This is a genomic window from Pseudomonas sp. MF09156, assembly GCF_059862305.1.
The window spans coordinates 1-12,565 of record NZ_JCBCUR010000008.1 but is presented as its reverse complement, the minus strand read 5'-3'; the positions used below and the strand labels follow the sequence as shown (position 1 = coordinate 12,565).

At 56.9% G+C, this 12,565-nt stretch carries 17 protein-coding genes; all 17 read left to right on the top strand.

The annotated features are described in order from the left end of the window. The first annotated feature begins 47 nt into the window (after positions 1-47). The 17 genes from AC19YY_RS18475 (at position 48) to AC19YY_RS18395 (ending at position 12,530) form a co-directional block, all read left to right on the top strand. On the top strand, positions 48-731 hold the full coding sequence (locus tag AC19YY_RS18475) for a hypothetical protein (RefSeq protein ID WP_500604638.1): 684 nt from the start codon (positions 48-50) through the stop codon (positions 729-731). A 49-nt stretch (positions 732-780) separates the two neighbouring features. Continuing rightward, positions 781-1,215 (top strand): hypothetical protein, encoded by a 435-nt coding sequence (locus tag AC19YY_RS18470; RefSeq protein WP_169872563.1) that lies wholly within the window; start codon positions 781-783, stop codon positions 1,213-1,215. A 73-nt stretch (positions 1,216-1,288) separates the two neighbouring features. Continuing rightward, positions 1,289-1,759, top strand: a complete 471-nt coding sequence (locus AC19YY_RS18465) for a hypothetical protein (RefSeq protein WP_169872564.1) — start codon at positions 1,289-1,291, stop codon at positions 1,757-1,759. Positions 1,760-1,795: 36 nt separating this feature from the next. Beyond that, positions 1,796-2,017 carry a hypothetical protein gene (locus AC19YY_RS18460; RefSeq protein WP_500604637.1) on the top strand — a complete coding sequence of 74 codons (222 nt, stop codon included), beginning with the start codon at positions 1,796-1,798 and terminating at the stop codon, positions 2,015-2,017. Between the two features lie 2 nt (positions 2,018-2,019). Next, positions 2,020-2,235 (top strand): DUF4224 domain-containing protein, encoded by a 216-nt coding sequence (locus tag AC19YY_RS18455; protein WP_198849302.1) that lies wholly within the window; start codon positions 2,020-2,022, stop codon positions 2,233-2,235. Further along, entirely contained in the window at positions 2,236-3,270 is a 1,035-nt protein-coding gene (locus tag AC19YY_RS18450) for a tyrosine-type recombinase/integrase (RefSeq protein ID WP_128593487.1), read from the top strand. Between the two features lie 338 nt (positions 3,271-3,608). Continuing rightward, on the top strand, positions 3,609-4,904 hold the full coding sequence (locus AC19YY_RS18445) for an integrase arm-type DNA-binding domain-containing protein (protein WP_495107137.1): 1,296 nt from the start codon (positions 3,609-3,611) through the stop codon (positions 4,902-4,904). Positions 4,905-5,726: 822 nt separating this feature from the next. After that, positions 5,727-6,461 carry an ATP-binding protein gene (locus AC19YY_RS18440; RefSeq protein ID WP_500604636.1) on the top strand — a complete coding sequence of 245 codons (735 nt, stop codon included), beginning with the start codon at positions 5,727-5,729 and terminating at the stop codon, positions 6,459-6,461. Positions 6,462-6,575: 114 nt separating this feature from the next. Continuing rightward, a complete protein-coding gene (locus AC19YY_RS18435; protein ID WP_099170626.1) occupies positions 6,576-6,791 on the top strand; it encodes an AlpA family transcriptional regulator in 216 nt (71 codons plus the stop codon). Between the two features lie 12 nt (positions 6,792-6,803). Beyond that, complete coding sequence (locus AC19YY_RS18430) at positions 6,804-7,655, top strand: ParA family protein (RefSeq protein ID WP_500604635.1); 852 nt, start codon at positions 6,804-6,806, stop codon at positions 7,653-7,655. After that, on the top strand, positions 7,645-7,842 hold the full coding sequence (locus AC19YY_RS18425; RefSeq protein WP_495107133.1) for a hypothetical protein: 198 nt from the start codon (positions 7,645-7,647) through the stop codon (positions 7,840-7,842). The genes AC19YY_RS18430 and AC19YY_RS18425 overlap by 11 nt, the downstream gene beginning before the upstream one ends. Then, complete coding sequence (locus tag AC19YY_RS18420) at positions 7,835-9,124, top strand: ParB family protein (protein ID WP_500604634.1); 1,290 nt, start codon at positions 7,835-7,837, stop codon at positions 9,122-9,124. The genes AC19YY_RS18425 and AC19YY_RS18420 overlap by 8 nt, the downstream gene beginning before the upstream one ends. Next, complete coding sequence (locus AC19YY_RS18415) at positions 9,121-9,681, top strand: DUF2857 domain-containing protein (RefSeq protein ID WP_500604633.1); 561 nt, start codon at positions 9,121-9,123, stop codon at positions 9,679-9,681. Before AC19YY_RS18420 ends, AC19YY_RS18415 begins: the two co-directional genes overlap by 4 nt. 3 nt (positions 9,682-9,684) lie before the next feature. After that, a complete protein-coding gene (locus AC19YY_RS18410; protein WP_500604632.1) occupies positions 9,685-10,782 on the top strand; it encodes an STY4528 family pathogenicity island replication protein in 1,098 nt (365 codons plus the stop codon). Positions 10,783-10,927: 145 nt separating this feature from the next. Beyond that, complete coding sequence (locus AC19YY_RS18405) at positions 10,928-11,662, top strand: PFL_4669 family integrating conjugative element protein (protein WP_500604631.1); 735 nt, start codon at positions 10,928-10,930, stop codon at positions 11,660-11,662. 2 nt (positions 11,663-11,664) lie between these two features. Next, a complete protein-coding gene (locus tag AC19YY_RS18400; protein ID WP_500604630.1) occupies positions 11,665-12,159 on the top strand; it encodes a DUF3158 family protein in 495 nt (164 codons plus the stop codon). Then, positions 12,156-12,530: a single-stranded DNA-binding protein gene (locus AC19YY_RS18395; RefSeq protein ID WP_500604629.1), complete on the top strand. Its 375-nt coding sequence runs from the start codon at positions 12,156-12,158 to the stop codon at positions 12,528-12,530. Before AC19YY_RS18400 ends, AC19YY_RS18395 begins: the two co-directional genes overlap by 4 nt. Positions 12,531-12,565: the final 35 nt, after the last annotated feature.

The window sequence follows — 12,565 nt, the reverse complement described above, 5'->3', positions numbered from 1 at the left end:
AACCCCTTCACCTTCAAAGTCAGCCGCTATAGCGGCAAGGACGACTCATGTCTCAAGTAAAGGAACGGCCAATCCTGTTCTCGACGCCGATGGTGCGCGCCATCCTGGAAGGCCGGAAGACGGTAACGCGCCGGGCACTCAAGATGCCTCATGGCTTTTGGGAGACCTCTGCCGCCGGCGAACTGGTGCCTATTCCTGCCAACTGCCCACACGGCAAGCCCGGCGACCGGCTCTGGGTGCGCGAGAGCCACACCCAGGTTTTCGAAGTGGATATCCCGCAAGGCAGGTATGCCGGCCCCATCGGCACCGCGGGAAGTCCGGCGCGGCCTGACTGGAAAAGCCGGTACGTGTACCGGGCAGATGGCGACATGCCGAACGTCCAGTGGCACCACGTCGGTGACAGTCAGCCTGTGCGCTGGACACCGAGCATCCATATGCCTCGCCTGGCATGCCGCATCCTGCTGGAGATCACCGACGTGCGCGTCGAGCGGTTGCAGGACGGCGAAGGCGAGACAGCCTTCGAAAGCCGCTACATCGCCGAAGGCATCAACCGAATCCACCAGGGTGACGGTGATTACGCTTTCCACCCATTCAAATCTGAACCGGGCCCAGGCAACTGGACTGACCCTTTCGACGCCTGGCGCGAACTGTGGGTGTCGATCAACGGCGCCGAGTCGTGGAATGCCAACCCGTGGGTATGGGTGGTCGAGTTCAAGCGGGTGACGCCATGATCGCCACCCTCCGGTTCGCCTACGTCTTCATCTACAAGGGGCCTAGGCCATGAGTCTGCCGTACGAGAATGCAACCAGCGGCGACAAGGCATTCGCCGAAATCCAGAAGATCCTGGGCCGCTTCGGCTGCGACAACTACGGGATCATGCACAAGGCCAAGGAGCAGATCACTCTGGTGCAGTTCGAACACCGCGGCCGCACGGTGCAGTTGCCCGGGCATTGGGGCGGCTATGCCAGCGCCTGGCTTCGCGAGCATCCACACAGCAGCCGCATGCGCTCGACACCCGACGAACACCGGCAGAAGGCAGCAGACATTGCACAGATCGCCGTCAGCTCAATGCTTCGCGACTGGGTCAAGGCCCAGGTCACCGCCGTCGAGTGCCAGCTCATGACCTTCGAAGAGGTGTTCATGCCTCACATGCTGCTGCCCGACGGGCGCCGAATGGTTGAAGCCGCGCAGAAGATGTTGCCGCCGGCGCAATAACCCCAATCCCCCTACATGCCTGCCGGTGAGCGGCGGGCGAGGTATTCGAATGCCTGCAAATTGTGAATACAGCATGACCCGAAGTGACGCAACGGACCTCGCAGGCATTGCTCAGTTCGACCTGGCGATGCGACGAGAGGCGCTGACCAGCTACCTACAGCGAAATGGTTCGCAGCGCCTGGTTGAGTTCATGGCGCAACTGATTGGCATGGCAAACTCGGTCGCAGAGAACTGTTCCGAGATGAGTGACCAGGTGTTGATCGAGGAGTGCGGCGTGCACCCCGACAAGTTCACCAGCGTGAACCTGCCTACCATCATCGGCGCCTGTCAGGGCGTAATGATCGCCAGCAAGTGCGACCCGGCGGGCGCGTGCCACGGGTGCGCTTACCGCCTTGGCTCTATAGCCAACCAGTCGCCCATCACCACGTGCGATGCGGAGTTCATGGCGCACGACCAGAAAGGCTTTATGTGTCACGCGCACCTCGACGAACAAGGCGAACCCACCAAGGTCTGCGTCGGCCACGCCAGAGCAGCGAAACCCTAACCCACCTTCTGCCGTCCAGCGCGGCAAGGACACCCCATGTACGCAACGAAACTCACCCTGCTCATCACGGCCATCGTGTTGTACGTGGCGGGGTCCACCTTCTGGTTTTTCTGGCAGGTGCCGGAGCTGCTCTCCATCGGTACCGATCAACCCCTGATCGCAGCATTCGCCGGCTCCGTCGCCTGGATGCTGCTCACCTTCGGTTTCATCATCCACATCATCAAGACAGCGCGGCCTACAGCGGGCGGCGGGAGGTAGGCATGGACGACATTCAGTTTCTATCGCATGAAGATGTCTGTGAGCTCACAGGCGCCAAGACAAAAGCCGGGCAGATACTTGTCCTGTCCCGAAATGGCATTCGCCACACCATCAAACGCAATGGCTGGCCATGCGTGATCTCCGCATCACTACTAGTTGCAAAACATGACCGGCAGCCTGAGAAAGTCGAATGGCAGCCTCGGAGGGGAATTCAATAAATGGCAAGACGACCCACTAACCCCGGCAGCATTCCCCGGTTGAGAAAGCGACTGCGCCCCGGGGGAAGGGTTTATTACTACTACGACGCTGGTGATAAGCCGCGCCGGGAGATCGCTCTAGGATCTGACTACGGTGCCGCAATTGTTGAGTATGCCCGACTTGAAAAGAGCCGGGCCGCCAATGCAATCGTCGCCCAGGTGCTGACATTTGAGTACGTAGCGAACAAATACATGGATGAAGTGGTACCGACAAAGTCCATGGCCACCCAAAAAGACAACATTCGCGAGCTGAAGCAACTGCTGGTCTTCTTCAATGACCCGCCCGGGCCGTTAGAAGCAATCGAGCCGAAGCATGTTGTTCAGTACCTCCGCTATCGGTCGAAAACGGCAAAGGTGCGAGCCAATCGGGAAAAGGCTCTACTCAGCGCAATCTGGAACTTCGCGCGCCAGAGCGGCTATACGTCACTCGCAAACCCTTGTGCTGGCATCAAAGGGAACAAGGAGACCGGCCGGGACACCTACGTCGAAGACGAGATGCTCGCTGCGGTGTACCTGCATGCGGACCAACCACTCAAGGATGCACTAGATCTGTTCTACCTCACCGCCCAGCGCATTGGCGACACACTGAAGATGGACGAGCGCGACTTACTCGATGGTCAGTTGCTCATCAAGCAGGGAAAGACCAGTGCGAAGCGCAGGATAGAGGTTGTTGGTGAGCTGAAGGTGGTCATTGACCGTATTCTTGAAAGGAAAAAGGGGCACAAGATTCGATCAACCAAGCTCGTTGTAATGGACAACGGCCAGGCGATGACGGCGAGCATGCTCAGAGGAAGATTTGACGCGGCAAGGTTGAAGGCCGGGATTGAAAAGTCTGCGTTTCAGATGCGCGACCTGCGCGCAAAAGCTGCAACGGACAAGGAGGAATCGACAGGCAGCATCCGTGATGCACGAGACCAACTCGGGCATACAACTGTCGGAATGACAGAGCAATATATTCGGCGCCGCAAGGGCCTGAAAGTGCTTCCAACCAAGTGAAAATCCGTTCCGCAATTAATTTGGCACCCTTGAAAACAAAGGCCTTCAAGGCCTCGTTCTCCAAACAATTGCGGACCGGATACGACGATAACGTATTGATTTGTATAGCTTTGAATGCGGACTTAAAATCCCCCGCTCGTAAGGGCGTCCCGGTTCGATTCCGGGTTCGGGCACCATCTCTAGTTCCACTGACAGCCAGTAAAGTCCATGGAACCCTTTAAAACCCGCCACTTGGCGGGTTTTTTCGTTTATGGCGTTCCGTCGGTTTCCAAGTGATTCCGGCATTTTTAAGGGTAAGATTTGGGGTACAGGTCAGTTCGACAATAGGTAGTACCCTTATGTCGCGCACTACAACTCCTCTATCTGACGCAGCTTGTCGCACAGCCAAACCGCGAGACCGCGCCTATAAACTTTTCGATGGAGAAGGTCTCTATCTCTTAGTGCAAGCCAACGGTAGGAAAGGTTGGCGCATGCGATACGTCAAACCTGATGGCAAGGAAGGCCTTACATCTTTCGGCAATTATCCTGTTGTCAGCCTGACAGATGCACGAGCCAAGCGTTTGGAGCTCAAACGCCTGCTGACGCAAGGTATCGACCCCATTGAAAATAAGCGCAGCGTCAAAAAAGAAGCTGAGGTGAAAAGCCGAACCTTTGAAGATGTTGCACTGAATTGGCATCGAGATATGTCGCCCAGGTGGACCCCAGGCCATTCAAAAAACGTTTTACGCCGCCTTCAAACCTACGTCTTTCCACATATCGGGGCGCAGCCGATCGTTGAGCTGGACACCCACGATCTCCTCCAACCTTTGGAAACAATCAAGCAAAAGGGATCAATTGACGTTGCGTTGAGGGTAAAAAACTACCTGCTGAATATTATGCGAGAAGCCAAGCGCAGCCGCCTGATTAGCGTTAACCCCGCGTACGATCTCGAAGGCTCGATCAAACCGCGACGCGTGACTCATCGCCCTGCACTGCCTTTGTCACGTTTACCCGAACTGTTGGAGCGCATCGACAGCTATAAAGGCCGCACACTCACTCGCCTGGCCGTTATGCTCTCACTGCATCTATTCGTTCGCTCCAGCGAACTGCGCTTTGCCCGTTGGAGCGAGTTCGATCTCAAGGGGGCTGTCTGGGAAATCCCCGATACGAGGCCTGCCCTTGAAGGCGTCAGCTTTTCAACTCGGGGTACAAAAATGGAGGGCGACATCCATTTAGTACCGTTATCCTCCCAAGCAATTGCACTACTCAAACGAATCCAGGTTATTACGGGTGGGTACGACCTGGTGTTCGCTGGCAACGCCAACCCCCGTAAGCCCTTATCAGAAAATACCGTCAACAAAGCACTTCGAACAATGGGTTACGACACGCAATCCGAAATTTGCGGGCATGGGTTCCGCACAATGGCTTGCAGTGCGTTGGTCGAGTCTGGGATGTGGTCAGTCACTGCGATTGAGCGGCAAATGAGCCATAAAGAGCGAAACAATGTGCGGGCGGCTTACATTCATAAGGCTGAATTTATTGAAGAGCGTAGGCTAATCATGAATTGGTGGAGTGAGTATTTAGAGGCAAACCGGGACGAGGGGGTTACCCCTCATGATTTCGCCAACCGGTCCCGAGAATCGACTGCTATATAGATAAACTAGGGGTTCAGAACCGAACTTCAGGTATAAATTTCTCGACCTGATCTTACATCCTTCTTTAAACAGAGCGGGGCTACCGAGTTTGATGGTTGTGCAAGCCATCGCCAATCCAAGAGGAGTAGCCCCGCATGAGCGTTGCAAATCAACCGATTGTTAAAAACAAGCTGGGCTTGTTGAACCTGGCCGAGGAACTCGGCAACGTTTCCTAGGCCTGTAAATCATGGGCGTTTCGAGAGACACCTCCTGTCGCTACCAAGAAGCCACAACTCAAAATGCCATGGCGCCCTAGTCAAAAACCAAGTTATTTACTGGATCGCCAGCAAGGTAAACGCCACCCCAGCGGCCATAAAATTTGATTGCCTACACCCAAACTTAAACATCGATGTATATATGCTAGATGACTGGTAGGAGTTAGCCCACAACAAACTGGGCGGCAGCGCTGCAGGTCATCTCGCCTAATTCAACACCTGATCAACTACCCAAACCTGAGCCTCTCCTGCTAAGCGCCCTCTATTCCTGCGCAGCGTCCAAAAAACATAGACAAAAATGTAACTATTAGTATCAGTAGCATTTTACCCGCAAACCCTAATGGCAGGCATGTAAACTCAGTACTCCAGCCATCGCGCATGGGGAAAACTTGAATGTAAGTGTCAAACCACTTTCAAGTTGATTGCAATTGCTCCCCCGAATCGACTCTATTTCATTGGATCATGTCAGCGACGGCTACCGGTATATGCCATCGCATTCCTATCACCCCGATAGCCGCCCAACCAAGGAACCCATTGATGACTTCACCACTCATGCGAGATATCGATCATGCGACAGCTACCTACTTCGTTGATAAAAGCCTACTACCACCCGATTGAGGCAGCGATCCGCTGGAGTAATCTGCATCACTTTGAAACCTCAATCCTGGACCAACTAGGCAAGCGTCTACGCCCGATGCAGGACGATTTTCCACGCTGGCCGAAACTGTATTTGAACAGTGAGCGTATTTACTGCGCCCTTTGCAATGGCGATCTACCCTTCGGAAAAAACGGCGTCATCTGCCAGGACATGACTCTGCTTGATGATCCAGACCTGAGCATCTGTGAGCCGCATCTGAAAGCCTGGATGCAACGCGACTACCCGGAAGAAAAACCTAACTTTCTATACGGCCCAGCGGAACGCCGCGGCCTTAGCTGGGCGGCGTTGCAGGAGATGTCAGCCAACCATGCTGCGCTGAAAGTGCAGCTTGATATGTGTGCACAGAAAGCTTCGCAATTACGAGAGCGTAACACCCTGCTAAAACGCGACCTGGCGGAATTCCAGCGCTTGTTGCCAACCGATGAGGACCTCAGTGATCGCGGTCGCTCAGCATTGTTAAACATTATCGGTGGCCTACTTACAGCCCTGCGCGGCATATCGCCCGGTGGCCAGCGATACAGCCAGTTCGACAGCGACGTGGCAATCATTCAAACGGTCATTTCCTACCATGGCGGACGGGTTGGGATCACCGAACGTACGATGCAAAAGCACTTCGCCGCTGCTCGCCGCAGCCTGAGCACTTAAGCCCCCTACATCGCACCGCAACTGCGGTCGTATACCCCGCAGTTGCGGTAGCCGTCGACAGAGATGGGCTATTGAATACCGATCACCCCAAACAAGCCTTCGGGAGTGATCACCATGACTGAGAACGCCTCCATAGACCTCCACGCCGAGCACCGTGTATTACGTCGGGTGGAAGTCGAGCACAAAACCGGCCTTAAGCGCGCTCATCTGTATGCATTGATGCGCGCTGGGCGTTTTCCCAAAAGCATTTCGCTCGGCACACGGGCAGTGGGCTGGGATTCGCTGGAAATCGAACAATGGATCGCTGAACGCCGTGCCGAGCGCGGCTGAAGGGAGACGACTATGCGAGTTGTATCCCTGATAGAGACCAAGGGCGGCGTCGGTAAAACCACCACGGCGGCAAACGTAGGCGGCTTTGTCGCCGATGCCGGGTTGCGCGTGCTGCTGCTGGATTTGGATGTACAGCCCACGCTGTCCAGCTACTTCGAGTTAAATAAACTGGCATCCGCCGGCAGCTACGAGTTGTTGGCGTTTAATGAGCGTGACCTTGAGCAACTGGTTTCGCACACCACCATCCCCAACCTGGATCTGATTGCCTCCAACGATGATCAAGGCCATTTGGGCACCCTACTGCTGCAAACGCCCGATAGCCGATTGCGCCTGCGCAATCTGTTGCCCATGTTTCAGCAACACTACGACCTGCTCTTGATCGACACACCAGGCACGCGCAGTGTGCTGCTGGAGATGGCCGTAATTGCCTCAGACCTGGTGGTGTCACCGGTCACTCCGGAGATTCTGGCCGCGCGTGAATTTCGCCGGGGTACGCTGCAGTTACTTCAAGATATCCCCCTCTATCGCAATTTGGGTATTCAACCACCGCCCCTGCATCTGTTGATCAACCGCGTGCATCCTGTCTCCACCGATGCGCGGCAAATCCAGCAGGCACTGCGCCAGGTATTTGGCTGCGTCCGTGGAGTTCATGTGCTGTGTACTACCATCCCAGCGATCACTGCCTACCCTTGTGCCGCCACCCATCAATTACCAGTCCATCGATTTGAACGCCGCAAGCCCTCCCGACGAGTCGCCCCTGCGGGGCTGGAGACCATGCGCGCATTGGCCTGCGAACTCTTCCCGGACTGGACAGAGCGCTTTGCCAAGGTCAACGGGAGCGGAGCGCGCCAACATGATCGATAGTCGTGTACCGAGACGATTGCGGCGCCTGATTGTTCTGGCGCTGCAAGAAGGCTGGCGGGTCGAGATCAGTCCTGACGTGCAGCTGACTTTGCGCAAACCGGGTTTCACGCCGATTCAGACCGGCCCTCGTGCCAACGATACCCGAGTGCTGCAGCGCTCAAACGGCGATGAGCCCGATAATGGCTAAATCACCCACCAGTGATGTGGCCGCCCATCTGCTCGCCGCATCGTTCAACCGCCGCGAGCAGAATACTTGTGCTCCGCTGGTGGATACCCCAATGCAGGTGAACCTGGAACAATTACGCCCGTATCAATTGAACCCACGCCGCGCGCTGAACCCTCAGCATCAGGCAATCAAGGCCTCAATCCGCCAGCGCGGCCTGGATCAGCCACCGAATATCACCCGCCGTCCCGGCGAAGAACACTTCATCATCCGCAACGGCGGCAACACTCGCCTGGCGATCCTGAACGAGCTTTGGCAGGAAACCGGCGACGAACGTTTCCACCGTTTTTTGTGCCTATTTCGTCCCTGGACCGCACGCGGCGAGATTCTTGCCCTAACTGGCCACCTGGCCGAGAACGATCTGCGCAGCGGCCTCACCTATATTGAGCGCAGACAGGCGGTCGAGCAGGCGCGTCAGTTGTACGAGCAAGAGTATGGAAAGCCTTTGAATCAACGCGAATTGGCTGAGCGCTTAAGTGAAGACGGCTACCCAGTGGATCAGCCCACGATCAGCCGCATGGGCGATACCCTGACCTTCCTACTGCCGGCCATTCCCGAGGCGCTTTACAGTGGGCTGGGGCGCCCTCAGATCCGAAAGTTGCTGAGCCTGCGCAAAGCCGCGCAACGGACCTGGCAACGTCATGTGCCCGATGCTGAAGCAGACTTCAGCGCACTGTTTCAGCAGAGCCTGGCGCGCTGTGACGCCGAGACAAAGCAATTTTCGATACCGCGCGTACGCGACGAACTGCTCGGTGATCTGGCTCAACAACTGACGCTGGACTACGGTGAATTGGCTCTGGATATTGGCGAGTCAGAAATACGCCGTGAAGTGTTGGGCCAATTGCTGGAGCCGGAAGTCCCACTCCCGCTAGCAGAGCGCGGTCCAGCATCAGGGCCGCTTACCGCACCGCCCGACCACGCCAAACCATCTACCGCCGAGCAACTGCGCACACGCATTGCCGAACTAGCGCGAAGCCTAGTTGATCAGCCTACAGAGGTACGCCTACAGCCTGAATACCTGGGTTTTCTCTGTTTCTGCACCAATGAACACGAACTCCCAGCACCTCAGAAAGCGTTGATAGCGCTGCTGCTGTCACTGACTGGGCAATCGCCAAACACCCGCCTAGGGCCACTGCTTTGCGGCACCGCACACAGTGAGCCGGAACTGGACGACCCTGCATTTTCCCGGCTAATCCGCCTGATCAAACTGGCTCGCCAACTCCCTCACAGCGGTGAATCACAATGAACACACCTCAACCGTTAAACCAGGCCGTGATTACCCAGATCCTGCATGACTTGCGCAACGGTCAACTACGCCGCGGCTTGGCGATGGGTTTTACCGAGCAACAACTGGGCGCACTCAAACGCCCCGAGCTGCTCAGCGTACTGGCTAATGCGCCCGTTTTCTGGTGCACCGTGAAGGTCAACGCCGCGATGGTACAAAGGGTTCTCAGCCAGGCCAACGCGGTGAAGGAAGAAGTCAACACCATCGACCGTCTGCTGCGCGCCGGCGCCAGCACCGAGATGATGAGCTTGTATCACGGCCTGACTCATCAGGAGGTTGCCATGCGCCGTGATGTACTGGGTCTGCCCAAGCGCCGCGGACGACACCCGGCACTGGACGAGGCGCAAGACACCGAGCTGTGGAAGCGCTGGAAGCCGCAGTTGGATGCACGCCAGATCGATGTGAACGATGAACCGAAAATGCTCGAACTGGCCCTGGACGTTGCCGAAGACATGGCACTCCCCTTATCGGTGGTTTGGGCAATGATTCAGGACTGGATCAAACAGCGCTTGGTCTGAGCCATGGCTCATCCTCCGCTGCACTGTGATGATTTTGTCTACAGTGGCCAACTGCACGACAGTGTGCCCCGCGCTCTGTTGCTGGATCGGCGCCTTTCTCCACTGGAGCGCAATGCCTGGCAAGTCATTCGCCTGCTGCTCAACGGGGAGGGCATAACCTCCATGCCTACTTACGAGCATCTGCGTCCCTATCTGGCAACCTCTCCCTGCGCCCTACAGGCGTCCACCGAAACCGTCGCACGTGCACTCACCGTGCTGCGTTTATGTCGCTGGCTGAGCCTGGCGCGACGTCGACGCCCCGAAGGCAATGGGCGCTGGCAAGGCAATCTTTATGTACTGCACCAAACGCCACTGACACCCAATGAAGCCCTACGCCTGGATGGCGAGTATCTGGAATTGCTCAGCCAATCACTGACCCATGCCAGCAAGGCCGTCCAGCGCGTTGCCTATGACGCCCTCCAGGCACTGGCCGAAGATCCTCTGCTCACCACTCAACCATTGCCCGAACACCTGAAACGGCTCGCTGAGTGGCTGGAAAATACCACCGGGATTACGGTTTCACCATGCCCAATCATCACAGACTTTAGCGCTGCATCTACTTCGGAATCCGAAGGCCGCCCTACTTCGGATTCCGAAATCAACCCACCTGCTTCGGCTTCCGAAGTAGGTCGCCAGCCCAGTAAATCCGCCAGCCTTCGGAATCCGAAGCAGGGCCCTAGTACTGTATTAAGTATTAGTAAAAGCTTTTGTATACCACGCGCGCGAAAATCGAATGCGCCCCACCTGCCGACCGGTTTCGCTCAACTGCGCCCGGAGGAACAAAGCGCAGCGTTGGCCACCTTGCAGCGAATAGCACCCGACCTGCGTCAGGCGGTGCTGAACGAATGGCAGGTACGTTGCGAAACCGGCGACGTGCAACGGCCGGCCAATTACCTGTTCGGCATTCTGCAAAAAGCCCTGCGCGGGGACTTTCATCCGTGGGCAGCACAATCGTTCCAACCGGCAGCGCCAACAACCGCGACACCCGAGCAGCAGGAAGCGCAACGCACCCTCGCACACCAGCATCTGGCGCAACTGCGCAAACTACTCAAGATCCGCTGATCGCACCTAACCGATTTATGTCACTGACATAAATCCACGGCGGCTCGCCAACAAACCGGGATACGCCACCTACCCATTGTGCAAAGACAGCGCCTAACCAACCCGTCAGCCTGAAACCTCAACTTGCCCTTGAGCCCTTTTGCCCATGGCCACGATCGAAGATGCCCCGCTTGGCAGCCCGCGCAGCCAAATGCGCCTGACCTTGCATACACTTCATGCGATCCGTCTGTGGAACGGCCGACTGCCGTCCGCTGACGCACCACGCATCCGCGGCCTGAATGATTTCGTCACCCTGGTCAACCGCGTCTACCGTGACGCCACACGCGACGATCCCTACGCCGACGCCCTGTTACTGCGTTTTGAAGCCAAGCTCGACAGCACCCGCACTGCCCTGCTCAACCTCCACGCACAACTCAACGCCGCCATGGCCCAGGCCCCCGCGGCCTTCAGCTTGGGTGACAACCTGAACGTAGAACCGGTCCAACTGCCAGTCACTTTCAACGCCCCACTGGGGTTTCTGGCGCTCTACCTGCTGGCTGACTACGACGAATTGGCCCGTCGCGCACTGCTGGCTCAGCACACTGCCCTGATCGACCCACCCACCCTCGAATACTGGCTGGACGAGGGTGCCCACTGCTTGCGCAGCCTGTTCAGCCTGATCCAGACCTATCGTACCAGTGGTGCCTGTCGCGATGACTTCGCGGCCAACAATGCCAAAGCGCAACGGGCTCGCGAGCAGTTTGGTGAACTGCCGCAGAACATCCTCGATGGCAGCCTGCGTGCCAGACATGCGCCTGCCATTCGACAGAGTGAGCCAACCACTCTCAACAGTGCTGGGCCAACCAGCAACAACACCCACGGACTGCCCGAGGACTCTTGACCATGCCCACACCGATTGCAGACGAGGTCACCATCCTGCTGGAACAGGCCACCTCCCTAAAGGGCCTTTTAAGGGCTTTTAAAGGTAAGGGGGAATTGACCACGCTGGTCGATAGCTGCATCGCACTGCGCGACGAACTGATCCATCAGACTCTGCCACAGAAAGTAGCGTGTGCTCGCGTCTCGCCACTGCACCTGCTGCCGGTGCAATTGAGCAGCCAGAGCACCGGCGCAGGCACCACGTTTCTGCGTTGGCGTCGCGTCGACCGTACCGCCATGGGCGTGGCGCAATGGCAGGCCCTGCTACTGGCGCCGAGTACACCGGATGCGCTAGTGCCAACGCTGTATCGACTGGAGCAGCAACGGGTGTTGCTCAACGCACAGATCAGCCTGACTCACGCCCTGATGCACCTGGCACGCACGACGACCGACAAATTGACCTTGGCTGAGCGCACCTATGAACAACGCCTGCAATCCATCAGTAAGGAGGTCGTATGAGCACCTACTTTGTCGGCGAGGGGAATATCGGTACTGCACCGGAATACCGTGAGTTCCCACGGGACAATGCCGAACCGCGGCGATTGTTGCGGCTTAACGTTTACTTCGACAACCCGGTATTGATTAAGGACGGTTATGAGGATCGCGGTGGGTTTTGGGCGCCCGTGGAGCTGTGGCATTCCGAAGCGGAACAATGGCAGGCGCTGTATCAGAAAGGCATGCGTGTGCTGGTCGATGGCCGCACTGTGCGCGAGGAGTGGGAGGATCGAGAGGAGAATCGTATGCGTCCGGCCAAGTCATCTACCCAGCCCCGCAAAGCCAAGACATGGTGTGCACTTAAATTTAAGTGGGCACCAGTTCTAGCCTTTTAAGCGGGTATTTCATGCAGCCACAACGCCGTTCTTAC